This is a genomic window from Terriglobus sp. TAA 43, from assembly GCF_000800015.1.
Taxonomy (GTDB): domain Bacteria; phylum Acidobacteriota; class Terriglobia; order Terriglobales; family Acidobacteriaceae; genus Terriglobus.
Map to the genome: position 1 here is coordinate 1,031,292 of NZ_JUGR01000001.1, position 20,259 is coordinate 1,051,550.

Genomic DNA, 20,259 nt, shown 5'->3' on the forward strand with positions numbered 1-20,259 from the left:
TAAACGATTACTAAGTAAGGAATTCAGGCATCATGTCCATTCATCCCATCATGCAGAAGCTCGCAGCTAAGCTGGAGCGTACCGACCTTCCGGAGTTTGCGCCGGGTGACACCGTTCGCGTGCAGGTCAAGATCAAAGAAGGCGACAAAGAGCGTCTTCAGGCGTTTGAGGGCATGTGCATCGCTCGCAAGAACGGACCTCAGGGGTCCTTTACCGTCCGTAAGATGAGCTTCGGTCAGGGTGTTGAGCGTATCTTCCCCTTCAACTCGAAGGTTGTCGACAAGGTTGAGAAGATTCGTTCGTACGAAGTGCGTCGCGCCAAGCTGTTCTACCTGCGCGGTCTGCGTGGCAAGGCTGCCCGTCTGCGCGAGGTTGCACGCACCAACGCGTAACCAATTCCCCAATCGGAATTTTAAGGAGGCGAGTGCTTCGGCGCTCGCCTCCTTCATTTGCACTTCCCTGCATAACAAAGGGGCATGACGAATCGCCATGCCCCTTGTATGACTCGGAAGCAGAGCTAAATGCCGTTTGGCTTCGACATCTGGTCTGACTCGTCAATGACACCCTGCTTCTCCGCAATCGACTTCGCCTGCGTGAATAGAAGAAGGTAATCGCCTCCACCCGCCTTGGAATCTGTTCCGCTCATGTTGAATCCGCCGAACGGATGCGCGCCCACCATGGCTCCGGTGCACTTGCGATTCAGGTACAGGTTGCCTACGTGGAATTCCTTTGCAGCGCGGTCCAGCCGCTCGCGCGACATGGAGTAGATCGCGCCAGTTAGGCCGTATTCTGTGCCGTTGACGATATCCAGCGCTTCATCAAAGTTCTGAGACTTGATCACCGCCAGCACAGGTCCGAAGATCTCTTCCTGCGCAATGCGTGCGTTCGGGGCAATGTCCGCAAATACGGTCGGCTTCACATAATAGCCACCTGTTTCGTTCGCAAACGCCTCGCCACCAGTCAGTAGCCGGCCTTCCGTCTTGCCGGTCTCAATGGCATTCAACACGCGATCAAACGCGATCTTGTTCACAACCGGGCCCATTGCGAAGTTCTCTACCGGATCGCCAACTTTGATCTTCTCCACGCGTTCCACGAGACGGTCGCAGAAAACGTCGTAAATACGAGCATCCACCACCGCGCGCGAACACGCCGAACACTTTTGGCCGCTGAAGCCGAATGCGCTGGCCACAACGCCTTCTACCGCTGCGTCGATGTCCGCATCCGCATCGACGAGAATGGCGTCCTTGCCACCCATCTCCAGAATCGTGCGCTTGATGAAGTGCTGTCCTGGCTGCGTCTTCGCGGCGGTCTCATGCACGATGAGCCCCACCTTCTTCGAGCCGGTAAAGGCGATGAAGCGAATCTTCGGGTTAGCAACGAGAGCGGCGCCAACGCGGTCGCCCGTGCCCTGACATAGGTTCACCACGCCTTCCGGCATGCCCGCCTCTTCCAGCAACGCAAAGAAGCGTGAAGCGATGGTGCCCGCATCGGGCGAGGGCTTCAGCACCACGGTGTTGCCGCTGACGACAGCAGCCATGGTCATGCCAGCCATGATGGCCAGCGGGAAGTTCCACGGTGGAATCACCGCTCCAACACCCACCGGAATGTAACGCAGCGTGTTCTTCTCTCCAGGAAACTGGATGGGCGTGGTTGCGCGGTCCAGCTTCAGCGCCTCGCGCGCGTAAAACTCCAAAAAGTCGATGCACTCGGCCACGTCGGCATCTGCCTCAGCCCAGTTCTTGCCGACCTCATACGTCAACCATGCGCAGAGTTCGTTCTTGCGCTGCTGTACCAGCATCGAAATATCCAGCAACAACTGGACACGCTGCTGTACCGGCACGCGGCTCCACGTCTTGAACGCCTTCTCACCAGCAGCAACAGCCTGCTCCACATGCGCCAGCTCTGCTTCCTGGTGGACGCCAATTTTCTGCGCGGGCTTCGCGGGATTAGTAGAGACAATCTTCTCCGCGGCATACACTCGTTCACCGCCGAGGATGAGCGGGTACTCCTTACCCAGTTCACCTTCCACCAGGCGCAGCGCTTCCTGCATGTTTGCCTTCACATCGGAGTCTGTGAAGTTCTGGAAAGCCTCATTGACGAAGGTCTTCAGCGGAGCCTGAGGCTCGCGCACGGTGGGAATTGCATTCGTTGCCATAATTCCATTTTATCCTTTTGCAAAAGACCGTTATACGTGCGCGCTACTTTGGCGACGGCGCACCATTCAGCATCTGGTCTGTTGATTTGCTCATCTGCGCGGTGCGCTCCAGTTTGTCCCAACTGAAGGGGCGGCCATCGATCACACGCTTGATCGTCTTGAACAGCACCACGCTGAACACCTGGCGATACGTAAATCTCTGGATCCAGATATGCATCAGCAGCCACATATCGCCTTTGCTGGCAGGATGCTTCCTCTCCAGCAGGAAGGCCAACGCCGACGCTGAGAAATCAATCACCATAAACGCCAGAAAGAAGTACAGCAGCTTCACAAAACTGGCGCTTGAAGCCGATTCCGGATGGAAATGGTGGTCATAGAGAAACTTCAGGAAGCTGGCGACAAACATCAGGTCAATCAACGGTGACACGAGCGGCAACAGAATCTGAAAGATGATGATGTTTGGCAAAGCAAACAGCCCCATCGCACGACGCTTGGTAACCGCACCAATGTGCTTGAACACCGCCTGCATGATGCCAAACGACCAGCGGAAACGCTGCCGCATCAACCCATTCATGTTGATTGGAGCTTCCGTAAATGCCAGTGCGCGGTCCTCGTAGATCACGCTAAGCCCCTGCTCCAGCAGGATCATCGTCAGATCAGCATCTTCCGCAACGGTGTTGGAGTGATAACCGCCGCCCTTGTGAACCGCCTCTGTGCGCCATGCACCGATGGCCCCTGGCACAACGACAACGACATCGAACAGATCCAATGCACGGCGCTCAAAGTTTTGGCTGGTAATGTATTCGAGCGCCTGCCAGCGCGTCCACAGGTTGACGCGATTGCCTACCTTCGCATTGCCTGCCACCGCGCCGATCTGCGGATTAGCAAAGTGAGGAACCAACCGTGCGATGGCATCGTGTGCAATTACTGTGTCTGCATCGATGCCCACGTAGATTTCTTCGTGAACATAGTTTTGCAGCGCATAGTTGAGAGCCTCTGCTTTGCCCGCATTTTCCTTCTTCACTACGGTCAAACGTCCGCTGGCAATGTCCTCGGGGTACGCTTCGCGCGCGATCTCTGCCGTGCGATCTTTTGATCCGTCATCAATCACGATGATGTGCAGGTTCTTGTACGTGCTCATCATCACGCTGCGGATGGTGCGAACAATCACCTTCTCTTCGTTGTACGCAGGAATCAACACGGCAACGCGAGGCTGATAGTCCGGCCCCGCAAAGTTCTTCCTGCGACGGAAGCGATCAATGATGGCGAAGAGACCGATGATGATGAGGCGACCGCTCATTAGGATGTCGCCAATGAAGAAGACAGCAACGACGAAATGATTGAACGTTGCCAGCCCGAAGAAAGCCAGCGAATCCACCTGCGCCAGGAACTTGTTGCGCCATCCCTTAATGGGCGGCATCACCTGCTCACGGCTCTTGCCTACAAGATCTGCCACAGTGACAAATTCATAGCCCTTCGCACGCAGAGTCGTAATCAACAGCGGCAGCGACGCCACCGTCACAGAACGATCACCACCACCGTCATGCATCAGGATGATGGAACCCGCCTTATCCGGGCGATCCTTCATGTCATCCAGTTGCTGGAGCACACTGTCGACAACCTCTTGCGGTGTCTTCTTTGGTGTCTCCTGCCAATCATTTGTGTCAATCTTGTTGCCCACCACAATGTAGCCACGAGCCTGCACGCGCTCCATCGGCGCGGCCTGATCATTGGTATCCGGCTGCTCGTCGATGTCATAGGGCGGACGGAAGTACAGGGGCTGCACGCCGAGCTTTGCAGCAAACAACCGCTCCGTCAGATTCATCTGCACGTCTACTTCGCGATTGCTAATGGCCGAGATATCGGGATGCGTGAATGTGTGATTGCCGATTTCGTGACCTTCGCGATACACGCGTTGCATCACGCCGACGTTGTTATCCGCTTCTTCTCCAATCATGAAGAAGACGCCCTTTACGCCGTACTTGTTCAGCACATCGAGAATGCGCGGCGTCCATACAGGATCGGGACCATCGTCGAAAGAAATCACCAGCTTCTTTGGGTGATAGCCAAAGTAATCCACCGAATACGAAAGCGGATAACTCGTCAACGTCTCGCTGTCGACAAGCTTGGAGTCATCGTCGATCGTCATCGTGCGGCGGCCGTTCTTCGGCCTGCCAGAGACGTGCATGATGTCGCCCATGCCTTCAATATCCAGGTCGTATCCCGGTGCAACATCGGCAAGCTCAACCAACGGATTCGATCGCATCGGCTGATCCCAGATCTTCCATAGTGACTGATCTTCCGATCCCAATCGCCACAATGAGAATGTCTGCAGTCCAAGCCGTCGTGCCGCGCGCATCTCGTTCAAGATCGTTACACCATCAAGGAACCAAACCTGATGACGCTGGTGCTGATCTTCATCGTCGTAAGTGATGTGTGGATTCAGCGACGCATCATCCAGATCGACATATGACCCTGAGTCGGATGCTGTTTGCCATATCCCCTGCAAGGACATGTTATCGACGCGCACCAACTCCGGCTTTACCGGCCCGGTTTTCTTCGCGCGATGGCCCTTCTTCGCTGGCTGATCTGCGGACGGCAACGTCGTAATCCAGTCATAGCCATAGCTACCGATGTCGACGATGATTTTGTCCTTTGGCACCTGCTTTAGGACATCCTGCAGGTTTTTCACAAACCAGTCCTGTCCTGCAATCGGTCCGGCCTCGCTCTCCGATTGATGCTGGTCATAGTTCATCAGCAACAGTCCGTCAGAGTGCGCGGCCATGTACTTCAGGTCCCAGTCATCGTCGGCAACAGGGGTATTGATATACAACTTCAGGCCCCGCACGTGAAGAGCGATGTAGGCGTCGCTGATCAGTTGCCGATAGCCGGGCTGTGCCTCAGCAGGCATGCTTTCAAAGTCGAACGAAATACCGCGATAGCGCGGATTCGACGTCACAAACCGCATCAACTGATCCAGAAAATGCTGGCGTGCGGTAGGGCTCTCAAGAAACGCCCCAACGGTATCCGAGAAGTCCGCATTAATGACGGAGTTGCTGACCATCGGGAACAACTCTGTACCCGATGCGGCGGCTGTCAACGTCCGCTCTACCTTGCGGCCAATGTCCACCGGATGCACGCCGGACGAATCGATTACGTCAAACTTCTGAAACTCGCTGTTGTAGCCGGTCAGTTTGCCATCTGGCGTAATGACGTGGAGCCAGTCCGCGAACACCATGTCGAGCTGTTTGGCATGAGCCTTCAGCGAACTGTAACTGGCCGGGTCCCATTCGACGTAGAACGCGGCACGCAGACCTTCATCCGAGTTCAGCGTAATGTCGGAAGCGTTACGGTCTGTTTTGCGGTGCGCCGAACGCACCTTCTTTGCCTTGTCATCGGACAGGATGTTCCGCGAGTTCTGCGCGCGATAATTGTGTTTCGCCGGCTCCAGCAATAGCTCAGGCAGGGGCCGCATCCGGATCACGCCCAGCACGAACACGATGAACGTCAGTAGTCCGACGGCCGCGGAGATGTCCAGAACTCGCCGCAGCCGCTTCCACCGGCGTCGTTTCTCATCGTAAAAAATCGGCTTCTGTTCTCGCGTACCTGGTTCTGCCATATCCATTCGTTATGGTATCCATCCTTGCGAAAAACTGCGCGCCCGTAATGGACTCTTTCCGCAGAAGATAACCGTTATGATGCAAAGCGATGCACGCCGCGCTGACAGACATTTCGGACAAGCAGCGCCACCGCGGTCTCGTTGCGGCATTCCTTCTCGCTTGCGGGTTCCTGCTGCGCTTCTATTTCCTGCAAAAACACGCGTTCCTTGCTGCCGACTCGATTCTTTATCAAGACATTGCGCTCAACTGGCTGCACCACCACATCTATGGCCTGACTGAGGGTGTGCAGATACGGGCCACGTTGATCCGTCTTCCCGGCTATCCGTCCATACTGGCTGCACTTTCGTGGCTCTTTGACCGTTTTCTCCACGCCACGCCCGGCACGCTGCGCAGCTTTCTGCCACTGCTGTGGCTACAGATTGCCGCAGACCTCGCTACCTGCTGCATCGTTGCCATCATGGCTCGAAAGATCGGTGGAACCGCCTGCGGCCTGGCAGCGCTGGCACTTGCCTGCCTCTGCCCGTTCACTGCCAACTACGCGGTCGCCCCGCTCACCGAGACCTTCACGCTCTTCTTCCTCGCGCTGGCGTTTTATCTGCTTCAGCACTGGCTTGACGACCGTCGCACACGCTGGGTTGTTCCACTGGCGTTTGCCTTATCCTGCAGTGTCCTGCTGCGACCAGACGAAGGACTGCTCGCGGTCGCCCTCCTGCCCGTACTTCTCATGGGAGGCAGGCACAAGCCTCTATTGCAGCGTCTGCAGCCTGCGACGCTGTGCGTTGTCCTGACCGCACTCCCCTTCGTGCCGTGGACCATTCGCAACTACAGCACCTTCCACGTGTTCCAGCCGATCGCACCCAAACAGGCTGTGGACCCGGGCGAACCGGCTCCCATTCATTTTGAACGCTGGTTCCGTACCTGGGGGGTCGACTTCACGGCGACGCAGGATGCTTATTGGAACTACCCGGAAGATCTCATCAACACCGCCGATCTCCCCGACCGTGCCTTCGACAGCCCTTCACAGCGTCAACAGACCGAGAAGCTGCTCCAACAGGCTGGTTACGAGGGCAAGCTGAATCCACAGGTGGAGGCGGGCTTTGAGACTCTTGCGCGGGAACGCGTCGCAACACATCCTTTGCGCTATTACCTTGTGCTGCCTCTTGCGCGCCTGACCAACATGCTGTTCCATCCGCGCACGGAAATGTTGCCCGTCGCTGAACGCTGGTGGCAATTCAGCAAACATCCTTGGCAAACCATATTTGCGCTGGCTTATGGGGCGCTGAATCTCGCTTATTTCTTCGCGGCTATCGCAGGACTCCGCAGCGCGCTGAAACGCGAAAGGCTGCTCGTGTTGTCGATGGCTGGATACATCGCTCTGCGATGCCTCCTTCTTCTCACCCTCGACAACCCTGAGCAGCGCTATACGCTGGAGTTTTTTCCGTTGCTGATCGTCTTCGCTGCGTGCCTCTGGATGAATCCACGTCAGCCGCCGAAAGGCTCGTCAGCGGATGGTCCGTAGATACCTGGCACCTTAACGTCCAGCAACCGCAGATACACCGTCAACTGTCCGCGATGATGAATCAGGTGGTTGAAGAACATGGAGCGGTAAAGCTGCAACCGCGGCGCGTCTGCAATCAGCATGTCACCAAACAGAAGCTTCCAGTGCTCCTGAAATTGGTCGTCCGACGTCACTGCCAAAGCACCACGAACCTTCTCGAAGGCGTCCGCAGCGACCTGCACGGCCTCTTCCGACGTGGTGAAAACATACTTCGGGAACTTGTCCGTCTGCATGTTCATCTGCGGCGTCGTCAGGATCACATGACCGAAATGCGCCAACCCTGCAACGTGGGCGGCCAGCGCACCAAGCTTCATGGATTTATCGTGCGGTTTCCAATCAGCCTTATCCGCAGGAACACGCTCCAGAATGCGGCGTGTGTTCGCCGCCTCCGGAGCGAGATCCGCCAGCAATACTTCTGCGATGGTCATGTTCTCTCCGAGCTTCGGTCTTACATGCCGGTGACGTTATAACCGCAGTCCACGTACGTGATTTCGCCAGTGATACCGCTGGCCAACGGCGACAGAAGGAATGCAGCGGTGTTACCTACTTCCACCGTCTCCACGTTGCGGTGCAACGGAGCGCGCTCTGTCACAGTATCCAGAATCTTGTTGAAGTCGCCGATGCCGCGTGCGGCAAGCGTCTTGATGGGGCCTGCAGAAATCGCGTTCACACGAATGCCTTTCGGTCCCAGCGATGCCGCAAGGTAACGCACTGTGGCTTCCAGAGCGGCCTTCGCCACACCCATCACGTTGTAGTTCGGGAAGACCTTTTCGCTACCGTAGTAGGTCAGCGTCAGAATGCTGCCGCCCTCGTTCATGATCGGAGCCAGCGCGCGCGACACAGCAACGAGAGAGTATGCGCTCACATCCAGCGCAATGCGGAAGTCTTCACGCTTCGTCAGCAAGAAATCGCTCTTGATGGCATCCGGCGGCGCAAATGCAACCGAGTGCACGATGATATCCACAGTGCCGTAAGCCGCCTTCAACTCTTCCGCGACACGATCAATCTCAGCATCGATGGACACGTCGCATTGGAAGCTCTTCGCATCCTTCAGTTCCGGAATCAGCCCGTCGGCTTCCTTCTTCAGGCGCTCGTTCTGGTAGCAGATGGCCACCTTAGCACCGGCATCGCTCAGCTTCTGCGCAATAGCCCATGCAATGGAACGCTTGTTCGCCAGCCCGAATACAACCGCGGTCTTACCCTGCAGATCAATCATTTTCCAAACCTCTTTCCTTACAGCCAGGTCATCCCAGGCAATGCGGGATTCCCCGACAAAATTTCATATCGTGACAAGCTATCCGTGGATCAGCCAGTCGTACTGCTCATCGGTCAGCGGCACAACGCTCAGCCGAAATTGCCGGAACATGATGCTGCCCTGAAACACACCGGCATCACGAATCTCAGCCAACGGCTTGGGCCGTTTGAGTCGTTTGCCCACTTTCAGCTTTACGATTGGATTCTTCGGATCGCTGGCATCCACACTTTGCACGGTGGCCGTGCCCACGGCTTCCTTGCCAACGTTGGAGTGATAGATGACCGCGTGCTCGCCTTTTTTCATGTTGCGAAGCGTCATGAGCGCCTGCGGATTCTTGATGCCGTCCCAATCGGTTTCGCCATCGCGCAGCAGGTCGTCGTAGGAATACTTGTCCGGTTCTGACTTCAGCAGATAGTTCATCGCGTCCCGTGGATGAGGATATCAGCCACGGGGCGCGATGAGGGTGGGAACGGTAATCCTGTTAAATGTGACAGGCCACCATGCCGCGTTTTTCGAGATAGCGCTGGTGGTACTCTTCGGCTTTCCAGAAGCTGGAGGCGGACTCCACCACGGTGGCAATCGGCCCACGGAAAACCCCGGCAGCATTGAGTTCAGCGATCTTTGCTTTCGCCTCGCGATCTTGCTCCTCATTGTGGGTGAAGATAACGCTGCGATACTGCGTTCCCCAGTCCGGACCCTGCCGGTTGAGCTGCGTGGGGTCGTGCAGTGCAAAAAAATGATCGAGCAACGCGTCATAACTCACGCGGCTGGGATCGAATGTGACCTCAACCACCTCCGCATGACCTGTCTGATCGGTACAGACATCCTTGTAAGTTGGGTTGTTTAAAGTACCACCCTCGTATCCAACGGCCGTTTCCAAAACCCCGGAAATCTCTGCCAAACGGGCTTCTACGCCCCAGAAACAACCTGCTGCAAATGTTGCTTTTGCCTTTGCCACTACTTTTTACCTCCTGCCCTGGTAACTACCCGCGGACAGTTCCTGAGCACACGCATTTTGATGCCTGAAGGGCAGGTTTGTCACCATGGGCGAACATGAAAAGTCGATGACCGCACGGACGTATTTAATTTGCTATGGTGAGCAGTGCAGAGAATCGGGGAACGATTCCCGGAGGTAACCACATTGAACCGGCGCAACTTTATTGCAAGCGCGGCAGCAGGCATGACGGCCATGGCAACAGATTCACTTCCCGCAGCAGCACAGACTGCAAAAGCCTCCACAGAGTTCTACCAGCTGCGCCGCTACAGCCTGCGCAACGGCCCAGAGCTGATGCTGATGCAGGATTACCTGGAACATGCCCTCATTCCCGCGCTCAACCGCATGGGCATTGCCAAGGTAGGGACCTTTCTACTCTCCATCGGCCCGGAGACGCCCACTTACTACGCACTGATCCCTTCCACCTCCGCAGAACAATTGCTTACGCTGGACCTGCATTTGGGAGATGACGCGGAGTTCGCCAAAGCAGCCAATGCCTTTTGGACTGCTCCCGCGTCAGCACCCGCATTTCAACGCTCGGAAGTGCGCATGTTGTCAGCTTTTGGCGGCTTCCCAAAACTTGTCGCCCCCAAACCCGGCAAGCGCATGTTCCAGCTCCGTACCTATGAGAGCCCGAGCATGGCCGCACACATGAAGAAGGTTGAGATGTTCGAGTCCGCGGAGATCGGCATCTTCCAACGCACGGGGCTCACGCCTGTTTTCTTTGCACACGACCTTACCGGGGAGCGCCTGCCCAGCCTCACCTACATGCTCACCTTTACTGACGTCGCGGAACTGACGGAACATTGGTCCGTCTTCGGCAAAGATCCGCAGTGGAAAGAGTTGTCCCACAAGCCCGGCTACACGGATCCAGAGATCGTCAGCAACATCACGAACCTCTATCTGAATCCGCTGCCCAGCTCGCAAATTTAAGTCGTTTCACAGAGCATCACAGGCTGCATCGCATCGGTGCAGCCTGTATGTGTTTTAAGCGTCTAACTCACTGAGATGAAGTACGCCCGCATCTGTACGCTGATTGCTTTGTCGCTTCTGCCCTATGCATCGCTCCATGCACAGGGGTCGGCCCCCTTGCAGCGTGAAACCTCGCCTGGGGAAGGCCTCCGTCGCACCCGCCTCTATCTGAAAGACGGCACGTTCCAGGTGGTGCTCTCGTACACAGTGAAAGGCGACTACGTGTACTACCTCTCCGCCGAACGCGGAGCCCAGCAGGAAGCCATTCCCGTACGTCTCGTTGATCTGGACGCGACGCACCAATGGGAACAGCGTAGCGACGCGCAACGCAACGGCGTTCCCGCCGTACAAATTGACCCCGAACTAGCCAAAGAAGAGGCAGACCGCGCGGCGCGAACGCCGGAAGTGGCAAAAGACCTGCATCTGCCTGAGGCCGATTCCGTTCTTGCGCTGGACACGTATCATGGCCAACCACAGCTCGCCATCCTGCAGCAGACAGACGGTGAATTGAATCGGCAAACAGCACACAACATTCTGCGCCAGACCATCAATCCCCTCTCGCACGCGCACCAGCTCATCGAAATCAAAAGCCAGAGCGCGCCGGTACAGCTCCACGTAAACGACCCTGAGTTCTATGTCCGCATGGACGACGAAGACCCGACTTATAACGGCGGCGGGGCCTTCCACGTGGACACAGACAGCAGCAAGGGCCGCAAGGCGGATGCACCGTCGCCCAGAAGCCAGTACGTCATCGTGGCCGTGGACGTGCGCCGAGACGTTCGTGTGGTCACGAGCTTCTCCATCGGTCTTCTGGGAAGCGCCAGGCAGCAAGCAGACATCGTAGAAACCACAACATCACTGCTGCCCGGAGGCCATTGGCTGAAGATCGTCCCCAGGCAACCGCTTCGTATGGGTGAATTCGCGCTGATGGAAGTGATCGACGAGAAGACCGTGAATACCGGCGTATGGGACTTTGGTGTACATCCCATGGCACCTGTTAATCGCGATGCGATCCTGCCGGAAGCGCGACATGCTCCCGTGCTGGCTCCACGGCGTTCCGGACCTTAGACTCGCGCATACTCAGTTCTCCGTCTTTGAGGATGGAACCGATACCGGCGATAGCAAGATTGTTACGCGTCGTTCCCTTTACGTGATACATCATGTCGTCGGCGGCCTTGATGATGCCTTCCACGGTGAGCGCATCGTCCGGGTATGTTGCCATGCCGAACGAGCCGCGAAGACGCAGGAAAAGGCCTTTATCTTCCACAAACGAACGCTCACGCAACGCACGGAAAAGCTGCATGGCCATGTCGCGTCCTTTCAGACGATCATGGTTCGGAAGCAGCACCACAAACTCATCACCGCCATAGCGGAACGCTGGTATATCAGGCCCGATTACGCTGCGAATCATCTCGCCCACTTCCGACAGCAAACGACTACCGATCAGGTGACCGTGCGTATCATTCACGCTCTTAAAATGGTCCAAATCGATAAAGAGCAGGCTGAAGGGTGCCTTGTCTGTTCGCGAAAGCTGTTCTTCCAGCAGCGTGTACAGATGACGCGCATTAAACAAACCAGTGCAATCATCCGTGATCGACAGCAGGTGAATGCGCTTCATGTCGGCCGCGTTACGAATCGCAATCGCGCTGAAATCGCACAACACGCGCAAAAACTGGATGGAAAAGTCACTCAGCAGATCCACCTTGCTGTTCAGCAACTGGATCACACCCAGCACGCCTTCAGAAGAACGGACCGGAACGCAGGCAATCGACTGGATATTTAAGGTTGGATTTCGCTTCGAAAAGTCCTGCCATTGCGGATCGATCGATGTATCCGGAACCACGACAGGGTTTCCAGAATGGGCCACCCAGCCAGCAACGCCCTCGCCCATGGGAACTCGAAGCCCTCGCAGGCTGTTGGAATCTTCTCCGGCCGCGATTGCATAAAAGAGATCGTTCTTTTCCTTGTCCACCAGCATCATCGACCAGCGCTCAGGCTGGAAGACCTGGGCCATCTTGGTCATGACCGTGGTAAGGACAATCTCCAGTTCGAGCGTGGAGGTTAGCGCCCGCGCAACATCATGAAACAGGCGCGTATAGTCCTGCTGCCATGCCTGCGCAAACTCGAGTTCAAGATCTTTCTGTGATTTTCTTCCTATCATCCTGGGCCTGGGTTGCTGCTCAATGGGATTCCCTTAGCCGCGTTTCGCCGCGCAACACAATTGTTCAATGAGTAAAACACGCATCAGCGTTCCAGTGAAACGACGCAAATTGTTGCATTCGCGACATATGCATACAGATCATCCGCCGATCTGCACCATGGAACGAGATGGTTTTTCAAATCCTGCTTCGCCAATGTGGTGTCGCTCTTCTTTTCCACGCACCACACTTCGAATGTACGCTTCTAATTCCGTATCTGCGACTCCCTCTTCCATCTTCCTGTAAAGATCGTAATCAACCTGTGAGAACAGGCAGGTCCGCAGCTTGCCATCGCTAGTCAACCGCAGACGTGAACAGTGTCCACAAAACGGCCGCGACACCGGCGCAATGATCCCGATCTCTCCACGCCCATCGGCAAATCCGTAGCGGCGTGCCGTTTCACTGACGCTGTTCGGTGGCAACGGAACCAGTGGCCACACCGCGCCCAGCCGTTCCAGAATTTCTGCCTCTGTTACGACGGCATCGCGGGACCATGTGCGATCTTCCTCCAGCGGCATGAACTCGATAAACCGCAAAACCACATCTTCGCGGCGTGCAAACCCGGCAAAGGCTTCCACCTGATTGTCGTTCCAGCCGCGCAGCAGAACGCAATTCACCTTCACTGGCGCCAGTCCGGCATCCTGCGCCGCATGAATGCCGTCGAGGACACGCCCAAAGGCCCGAGGCACCCGCGTCACACGTGCAAATGTCTCCTCATCAACGGCATCCATGCTCACCGTGATGCGATCCAGTCCCGCCGCCTTCAGGTCCTTCGCGATGGGCGCCAGTAGATGGCCGTTGGTTGTCAGAGCGATATCCAGGGGTCCGCCGTCGGAGGTCGGCAGTCCCGCATCATCGAAGGCGCGCCGCATTGCCCTGACACTGCGAATGAGCTCGGGCAAATCCTCACGTAACAGCGGCTCGCCACCCGTCAGGCGTATTTTCTCTATCCCGAGGCCGACCAGAAGCCGCACCATGTGCGCATAGTCCGCCAGCGGCAATTCTGAGTACCCACCACCAGAAGAGTTCCCTGTACGGCAGTAGACGCAACGATAGTTGCAGCGATCCGTTACGGCGACACGCAGATCGGTAATAACTCTACCGAAACTGTCGCGCAATCGCTCCTCGGTTCCCACAAGTCGTGAGACTGTTGCCATGTCCGGAATGATGTGCGCCAGAGCCACGATGAACTCATCCCAAGAGAAGAATTGCGTTCAAAAAGCAAACCCGTGCCAGAGCACGGGCCGCCGAAGTCACCGGGGGATTACGCCTAGTAGCTGGTGAACTCGTGGAATCCACGGCGCAGGCTCATTCCCCGCAGCAGGCACACGATCGACACGGTACCGGTGAGGCAAGCCCAATAAAAGATCGGGTGTGACCATCCTGGCGACTGCGCCAGGTCCTGACCAACCCACAGAACGCTTACCAGAGCTGTCACAATCATCGTCTGCAGACCGATGATCAGCAGCAGGTGACCGCGGCGACGGCGGCGATCCAGCGCTTCTACTTCTTCCGTGGTCAGGTGGCGCTCGGAAACGACAACAGGTGCGTGGCTCATCGGAACTTGGTTCTCCTGCGGAAATCTACGTGTTTATTACACCACATCCAGTGCAATGCGTCTTGCAAAGCTGTTATTAGCTAGTCGATAAACGCCATTGTCTTTATCCCGGCGATCTCAAACCGCTTACGGCACCGCGGATTCGAACAGTTCGCCGTGTCATCCCGGAGCACCATGTAATTCTGGGCCTTGGCAAAGCGCGCACGGTCTCGATCATCTGCCCGTCCAGACAACTGCCGCTTTTTTCGCCGCACCAGCCAGTTCAACTGGTACTCACCAGCTACACCGCACTTTGAGCAGACCAGCGTATGTGTCCGCGGCTCCGTCCGTTCATCAAAAAAATCGCGTTCTTCCATGCGGTCCTCCAACGGTAAATGAATCGATTCACCATCATGAAGAATAATCCTTTCATCCCGCAGAGTGCATCTTTGTATGAGAGACAACGATGAGCAAGGCAAAGAAAGAAGTGTTCTCCGCCACAAAAGCGGTCAAGGCGAACGCGCGCGAACGCGTCGGCACACCACCACCGGAAATAGTTTTGCCAGACGACAAGACGCGCTCCCAACGACGTACGTCCAAGCACAAAGAAACGTTGCAGAAGCTTCTGCAGCGGGAGGAAGAAGCATGAGAACGACCATGATTGCCGCCGTTGCCGCAACCCTGTTTGCCGCCACGTCTTTTGCGCAGGTCAACCAGACGTTGTCCGTCAATAAAGACAATCGCAGCATCACCGTCAGCGCCACCGATAGCGCCTTCGCCATGGCCGATCAGGCCGTCGTCAACATTGGCTACCAGGCTTACGGAGAAGATGAACAGGGTGCCTACGCCGAAGGCTCGCGCCGCTCCAACGCGATTAGCGACGCCCTGGCTGCAGCACATATTCCTGCTGACACGATCGAAAGCCAGGACCAGAATCTTCAACCGCTCAATGAATATGAATTGAAGAATCTTCCCGCGTCGCTGAAGAACGTGAAGTTCCGCATCACGCAAAGCTGGACCGTCCGCACAACACCGAACGACGCGGCACACGTGCTCGACGTGGCGGTGAAGGCTGGTGCCAACCAGAGCGGCAGCATTGGCTGGGAGATGAAGGACCCGTCATCCCTTGAAGCTGCCGCGTCAGCTAAGGCTCTCGCTCATGCACAGGCCATCGCTGCACGTATGGCAGAAGGCCTACACATCAAAGTCGGATCGCTGCTCTACGCCTCCAACCAGCCACAGGAAATCGTTCGTCCCATGCCGATGATGGCGATGGCTGCACGTGCCAAAACAGCTGACACAAAGCAGTTGAGCATCTCCGCCCGCCGCGTGGAGCGCTCTTCCACTGTTTTCGCAATCTTCTCCATCGAATAGCGCAGCACAGAAGAGCAGAGTGCCAATGAAGACAACTTCCGTTGGACAGCACGGTCTGCAACTTACACGCGCTTTGCTCTTCAATTGCTTCCTGGTGAGGGAAGACGACGGATGGACACTGATCGACGCCAACCTTAAAGGAACCGGCGCGGATATTATCCGCGCCGCAGGCGCCTTGGCCATCCGTCGCATCCTGCTTACGCATCCACATGTCGACCATGTTGGCAGCGTGGACGAACTGGCCGCGGCTATCCCCGACGTCATCGTGGCCACGTCGCAGCGCAGCATTCCCATGATGCACATCCCGCCGGATCGCAGCCTGCTGCCCGGTGAAGGAAGTCATCCCATCAAAGGAGCAACGCCCGGAGTACGAACGCCAGTCAGCCTGCTGCTAGAGAACGGTCAGCGAGTCGGTTCTCTGTTGGCTGTCGCCACGCCCGGTCACATCCCCGGCCACTTGTCATTTCTGGATGAGCGGGACGGCACGCTGTACGCCGGGGATGCCATGGGCAATTTGGGCAAACTCTGTGTGAGCGGCTTCACGCCGTGGTGGTTTCCTCTCAACAAGTGTTGGGACAAAGAGATCGCGCGTAGAAGCGTGCAGGCACTTCGAAACCTTCCCATCCGCCGTATCGCATGCGGACACGGCAAAACGATCGAAGGCGGACTTCCGCTACTGGAAGAGGCTCTTGCCCGCGCTCGTCCCTGATTCGCTTATCCCACGGGCCACTGACTCACCGGTTTCTCCGCAACACTCTCCGGAATGTACTTCGCCGTAATGCGATGCAGCGCATCGAGGTCCTGCGTCACACCCTTGGCCGTATTGACGATGTTGCGATCCTTCGTCCACCGCTCATACCAACTGCAGGCTTCGAATGTGTCGTTCTGCTCCTTGCGCCACTGCTTCGAAACCTCACGATAGTGACGTAAAGTAGCATCGGCCCCACGATCCTCCGCCAGATTCACCGTCTGATAGGGATCGCGCCGATTGTGGAACAACAGTTCCTTTCCATCTTTGCGATACACAGCATAGGTGTACTCGTTATCCCGCAACGCACGCCACTCCGAACCATCCGTCCATGCCGCTGTCGCGCCCATACCCTGCATATGCGCAACGTCCTTCACGCCCGATTTACCTTGCAATAAAGCAGCACTCAAGTCCTGCCCTTCAACCGTGTCGGGGATAGATAAGCCCATCATCGACAGCAGCGTCGGCATAATGTCCGGCGTGCACAGCGGCACATCCGTGACAGACTTCTTCGAGATTTTCTTCGGCCATCGCACCAGGAAAGGAATACGCGCTGCCTCTTCGTAGAAGATGAGTTTCGCCTGTCTTCCATGTGATCCAAACATCTCGCCATGGTCTGAGGTGAAGACGAAAACGGTATCGTCCGCGATGCCAGCCGCCTCCACTGCACGCATCAATCGGCCAAGATTCGCATCCAGACTCGCCGTCTGCGCGTAGTAGGTGCGCATCCAGTCATGAATGTTCTTTTCGAAGTCCTTTGGCAGCTTCTGCCATGCATCGCAATACGGATCTTCTTGGGTGGAGTAATTCGGCGACAGAGGAATATTCACATCGCGAAACTGCTCACTCCACTTCGGATCAACGTTGTCCAAACCCCACGGATAATGCGGCGGTCCCCACGAAAGAAATAGAGCAAACGGTTCGTCGCCGTGCGCATGGCGCTTCACATAATCAATCGCCATGTCAGTCTGCCCATCCGGCTCATAACCCTGCCGGATATGTGGCTCTGCATTGTTCAGAAAATACGGTGAGTGAAGGTAAAAATGGTTGAAGTTATAAGCAGCCCACTCACCATCAAAGCCCAAGCGATACGGCCCCGGCGGCGTGAATCCATTCTTGATCAGGTTGTGATGGCCAAGCTGATTGGCCCATAAGTGCCACTTACCGATATATCCGGTCTTATAACCGCTCTGCGTGAGCACATGGCCAAAACACTTATGTTCAGGGCTAAGTCGAATCTCATTGATGACCATGCCTGTACTCGACTGATACTTCCCTGTCATAAGTGAAGCGCGATATGGCGCGCACACCGGCGTGGAAGACACCGCTTGATGCACGTTGCAGCTTTCAGCCGCCAGCCGATCCATGTTGGGAGTCCGTGCATACTCGTCGCCCGCATAGCCGCAGGACTGATACCGTAGCTGGTCGGCGAACACATAAATCAAGTTCGGCTTTCGTGGCTCTTTGGCCACTGTGGCGCCATGTGCGCCGACACTTGCGGCTCCCACGGCCGCCCCCAAACCCGATACGAATTCGCGTCGATTCATCCTGCTCCCGCTCCCCATCCTCAAACGTCACCATCTTAACGTTGCATGAAATCGGCAGATGAAACCGGACCAGACAAAGGCGTATAACGGTGGAGCGAAACTCAGGGAGCCAGCCAATGACCACCGCCGCAGTGCAGGAACCACACCAAGACACACAGTCCACCATTGAGATCCCCCGCCCCATGCCGGAAGCCGAAGCCATCTACCGGCGATGGGTGGCTCATCTGCACGCCGAGTTTTCACGGAACACCACCTGCGTACGCCGCAGCGAAATCGTCCGCGACGAACTGCACATGCTCCTGCTTGGCCGTCCTCACGGCGGACGCATGAATGCTGCGCTTATCAGCGAATTGCCTATGTCCGTCCTCGCTGAATCCATTGACCCGCGCAATGTCACATTGCCAGCAGAGATGGAAGAGGACCTAGATCGCGACCGCTTCAACCCCATCAAACCGCTCATCTGGTTCTGGCGAGGATTTGACCGCACTGTGCTCGGCCAGAATCTTTGGCTGGGACTTCGTTTCCGCTCCATGCTGGGCCATCACATCTTCGCGGGCTTGGGCACTGGCGTTCGCTTTTATCGTGATGTGGTCTTCGAACGGGGCTACACGTTAACGTTTGCCGACAACACGACCGTCCGCCCCGGCACGCGCATCAACGATCGCGAACCCGTAACGCTGAGCGGCACCGTCTCGTAAGCCATTCTTTCTGTTCACGGAAGCCGGTGGCCCCGCCATCGGCTTCTTCACATGCCGTTAGCACCCCTCGAAAACCGTTACACTGGAAACGCGCCAGATGGAACGGACAGACCCTCTTTTTCGCCGCAAACGCGCCTTCATCCCCGAGGGCCAGACCAAGGAGCAGATGCTGCGCACCCTGGTCTGTTCGGACGCGCCGGAACAGGCTCTCCGTTACCACGGGTTCGTCTGCATCGCGGGCGTGGATGAAGTAGGCCGAGGTGCTCTCTTCGGCCCCGTCGTCGCTGGTGCGGTTGTCCTTCCGGAGCGCACCACGCGTCTGCAAAAGCTCGGCCTGCGCGACTCAAAACAACTCACACGCGAAGAGCGCGAGAAGCTGCGCAAAGAAGTTGTGAAATGCGCCATTGCTTACGCTGTCGCGGAAGTAGATGCCGAAACGATTGATCGCATCAACATCTACCAGGCCTCGCGTCTCGCAATGCGGCTTGCCGTCGACGCGCTCGGATGTACGCCGGACCATCTGCTGATCGACGCCATGCGCATCGACCATCCCAGCGCGCAGACGAAACTTATCTACGGCGATTCCCTGTCCATCTCCATTGCTGCCGCCAGCGTCCTTGCCAAGGTGCACCGCGACGCCATGATGCGGGAAATGCACCTCGACAATCCGCAATATGGTTTGGACTCACACAAGGGATACGCCACACCGGAGCACCGACGCGCGCTTGAAGAACACGGCCCAACCAAGTGGCATCGCCGCTCGTTCGCGCCCGTCGCGAAGTTCTTTGGCGATGATGCGCTGGAAGGCACCGTTGCCACTACCGGCCTGCTCTTTGACGACGCGGAATTTGCAGAGGAGATGGAACCATGCCAAAGCGCCTGATGTGCGTGATCGCACACCCGGACGATGAATGCTTCGCCTTTGGAGGAGCCTTGGCGCTCGCAGCAGACGCGGGCTGGGAGACATACGTGATCTGTCTCACCGACGGGCAAGCCGCAACCAATCGCGGCGTCTCCAATGACGGCTCGGATCTCGGCCGTATGCGCCGCGACGAATTTGCACGCAGTTGCGATGTCCTTGGAGTAGCGAAACACGAGCTGCTCGACTATCACGACGGCAAACTTGAAACCGTTCCGCTGATCGACGCAGCAAAACGCCTCGTCGAACGCATGCGTACATGGAAGCCGGACGTCGTCCTTACCTTCGGCCTCGACGGCTCACTGAACGTCCACGCAGACCACACGGCCGTCTGCGCCTTCACCTCTGCAGCCTTCCACTGGTCGGCGCGCTCCAAGCGCTTCCCAGAACTCGGCCTGGAACCGTGGGTAGCACAGCGCCTCTACCACCAGAGTACGGACTTCACCCTTCCCGATCGCGAGCCACAACAGCCCGCGCCATGGACGGTAGAACTGGACGTTTCATCCGTAAAGCAGCGGAAGTACGAAGCCTTTGAGCAGCACACCTCGCAACTTCCCGTGTTGGACAAAGTGCGTCCCTTCTGGGAAAAACATGGCCATCGCGAGCTTTATACCCTCGCTGCCGCGAACGATCCCCAGGCCGCTGCCATCACACACAGCCTCATCGAAGGCATCGACTAAAACG

At 56.8% G+C, this 20,259-nt stretch carries 21 protein-coding genes; 10 read left to right on the forward strand and 11 right to left on the reverse strand.

The features are described from left to right. The first annotated feature begins 32 nt into the window (after positions 1 to 32). The gene (rplS, locus tag M504_RS04320) at positions 33 to 392 is read left to right on the forward strand and encodes a 50S ribosomal protein L19 (protein WP_047488387.1); all 360 of its coding nucleotides are present in this window, start codon (positions 33 to 35) and stop codon (positions 390 to 392) included. A 125-nt stretch (positions 393 to 517) separates the two neighbouring features. Here the strand turns inward: rplS and pruA are convergent, their stop codons facing one another. Both pruA and M504_RS04330 read right to left on the reverse strand, forming a co-directional pair. Next, positions 518 to 2,155, reverse strand: coding sequence for an L-glutamate gamma-semialdehyde dehydrogenase (gene pruA / locus M504_RS04325; RefSeq protein ID WP_047488390.1), 1,638 nt, complete (start codon positions 2,153 to 2,155; stop codon positions 518 to 520). A 43-nt stretch (positions 2,156 to 2,198) separates the two neighbouring features. Further along, positions 2,199 to 5,774 carry a glycosyltransferase gene (locus M504_RS04330; RefSeq protein ID WP_047493432.1) on the reverse strand — a complete coding sequence of 1,192 codons (3,576 nt, stop codon included), beginning with the start codon at positions 5,772 to 5,774 and terminating at the stop codon, positions 2,199 to 2,201. A gap of 89 nt (positions 5,775 to 5,863) precedes the next feature. Between M504_RS04330 and M504_RS04335 the strand changes: the two genes are divergently transcribed. Then, on the forward strand, positions 5,864 to 7,294 hold the full coding sequence (locus M504_RS04335) for a glycosyltransferase family 39 protein (RefSeq protein ID WP_052200379.1): 1,431 nt from the start codon (positions 5,864 to 5,866) through the stop codon (positions 7,292 to 7,294). Here the strand turns inward: M504_RS04335 and M504_RS04340 are convergent. The 4 genes from M504_RS04340 to msrA form a co-directional block, all read right to left on the reverse strand. Beyond that, positions 7,258 to 7,761, reverse strand: a complete 504-nt coding sequence (locus tag M504_RS04340; RefSeq protein ID WP_047488393.1) for a DinB family protein — start codon at positions 7,759 to 7,761, stop codon at positions 7,258 to 7,260. The two genes, M504_RS04335 and M504_RS04340, sit on opposite strands and share 37 nt — an antisense overlap. A gap of 20 nt (positions 7,762 to 7,781) precedes the next feature. Continuing rightward, a complete protein-coding gene (locus M504_RS04345) occupies positions 7,782 to 8,549 on the reverse strand; it encodes an enoyl-ACP reductase (RefSeq protein ID WP_156785078.1) in 768 nt (255 codons plus the stop codon). 78 nt (positions 8,550 to 8,627) lie between these two features. After that, positions 8,628 to 9,008: an EVE domain-containing protein gene (locus M504_RS04350; RefSeq protein WP_047488396.1), complete on the reverse strand. Its 381-nt coding sequence runs from the start codon at positions 9,006 to 9,008 to the stop codon at positions 8,628 to 8,630. A gap of 61 nt (positions 9,009 to 9,069) precedes the next feature. After that, positions 9,070 to 9,546: a peptide-methionine (S)-S-oxide reductase MsrA gene (gene msrA / locus M504_RS04355; RefSeq protein WP_047488400.1), complete on the reverse strand. Its 477-nt coding sequence runs from the start codon at positions 9,544 to 9,546 to the stop codon at positions 9,070 to 9,072. A gap of 183 nt (positions 9,547 to 9,729) precedes the next feature. Between msrA and M504_RS04360 the strand changes: the two genes are divergently transcribed. Further along, positions 9,730 to 10,515: an NIPSNAP family protein gene (locus M504_RS04360; protein WP_047488403.1), complete on the forward strand. Its 786-nt coding sequence runs from the start codon at positions 9,730 to 9,732 to the stop codon at positions 10,513 to 10,515. 75 nt (positions 10,516 to 10,590) lie between these two features. Then, positions 10,591 to 11,622: a hypothetical protein gene (locus M504_RS04365; RefSeq protein WP_047488405.1), complete on the forward strand. Its 1,032-nt coding sequence runs from the start codon at positions 10,591 to 10,593 to the stop codon at positions 11,620 to 11,622. Here the strand turns inward: M504_RS04365 and M504_RS04370 are convergent. From M504_RS04370 to M504_RS04385, 4 genes are all read right to left on the reverse strand, one after another. Further along, positions 11,552 to 12,715, reverse strand: a complete 1,164-nt coding sequence (locus tag M504_RS04370) for a sensor domain-containing diguanylate cyclase (protein ID WP_052200382.1) — start codon at positions 12,713 to 12,715, stop codon at positions 11,552 to 11,554. The genes M504_RS04365 and M504_RS04370 overlap by 71 nt on opposite strands. A 138-nt stretch (positions 12,716 to 12,853) precedes the next feature. Further along, positions 12,854 to 13,909, reverse strand: coding sequence for a GTP 3',8-cyclase MoaA (moaA, locus tag M504_RS04375; RefSeq protein WP_047493444.1), 1,056 nt, complete (start codon positions 13,907 to 13,909; stop codon positions 12,854 to 12,856). A gap of 113 nt (positions 13,910 to 14,022) precedes the next feature. Then, entirely contained in the window at positions 14,023 to 14,310 is a 288-nt protein-coding gene (locus M504_RS04380) for a hypothetical protein (protein WP_047488408.1), read from the reverse strand. An 80-nt stretch (positions 14,311 to 14,390) separates the two neighbouring features. Then, entirely contained in the window at positions 14,391 to 14,666 is a 276-nt protein-coding gene (locus M504_RS04385; protein WP_047488411.1) for a hypothetical protein, read from the reverse strand. 89 nt (positions 14,667 to 14,755) lie between these two features. Between M504_RS04385 and M504_RS04390 the strand changes: the two genes are divergently transcribed. The 3 genes from M504_RS04390 to M504_RS04400 are packed head-to-tail and all read left to right on the forward strand — an operon-like array spanning position 14,756 to position 16,372. Then, the gene (locus tag M504_RS04390) at positions 14,756 to 14,938 is read left to right on the forward strand and encodes a hypothetical protein (protein WP_047488414.1); all 183 of its coding nucleotides are present in this window, start codon (positions 14,756 to 14,758) and stop codon (positions 14,936 to 14,938) included. After that, positions 14,935 to 15,663 (forward strand): SIMPL domain-containing protein, encoded by a 729-nt coding sequence (locus M504_RS04395; protein ID WP_047488418.1) that lies wholly within the window; start codon positions 14,935 to 14,937, stop codon positions 15,661 to 15,663. The genes M504_RS04390 and M504_RS04395 overlap by 4 nt, the downstream gene beginning before the upstream one ends. 25 nt (positions 15,664 to 15,688) lie before the next feature. Continuing rightward, positions 15,689 to 16,372, forward strand: a complete 684-nt coding sequence (locus M504_RS04400; RefSeq protein ID WP_047488420.1) for an MBL fold metallo-hydrolase — start codon at positions 15,689 to 15,691, stop codon at positions 16,370 to 16,372. A gap of 5 nt (positions 16,373 to 16,377) precedes the next feature. Here the strand turns inward: M504_RS04400 and M504_RS04405 are convergent, their stop codons facing one another. After that, positions 16,378 to 17,958: a sulfatase gene (locus tag M504_RS04405; protein ID WP_084214086.1), complete on the reverse strand. Its 1,581-nt coding sequence runs from the start codon at positions 17,956 to 17,958 to the stop codon at positions 16,378 to 16,380. Between the two features lie 116 nt (positions 17,959 to 18,074). Between M504_RS04405 and M504_RS04410 the strand changes: the two genes are divergently transcribed. From M504_RS04410 to M504_RS04420, 3 genes are all read left to right on the forward strand, one after another. Continuing rightward, the gene (locus M504_RS04410) at positions 18,075 to 18,656 is read left to right on the forward strand and encodes a hypothetical protein (RefSeq protein ID WP_047488423.1); all 582 of its coding nucleotides are present in this window, start codon (positions 18,075 to 18,077) and stop codon (positions 18,654 to 18,656) included. Between the two features lie 97 nt (positions 18,657 to 18,753). Continuing rightward, the gene (locus M504_RS04415; protein ID WP_232296152.1) at positions 18,754 to 19,539 is read left to right on the forward strand and encodes a ribonuclease HII; all 786 of its coding nucleotides are present in this window, start codon (positions 18,754 to 18,756) and stop codon (positions 19,537 to 19,539) included. Continuing rightward, entirely contained in the window at positions 19,524 to 20,255 is a 732-nt protein-coding gene (locus M504_RS04420) for a PIG-L deacetylase family protein (protein WP_047488425.1), read from the forward strand. The genes M504_RS04415 and M504_RS04420 overlap by 16 nt, the downstream gene beginning before the upstream one ends. Positions 20,256 to 20,259: the final 4 nt, after the last annotated feature.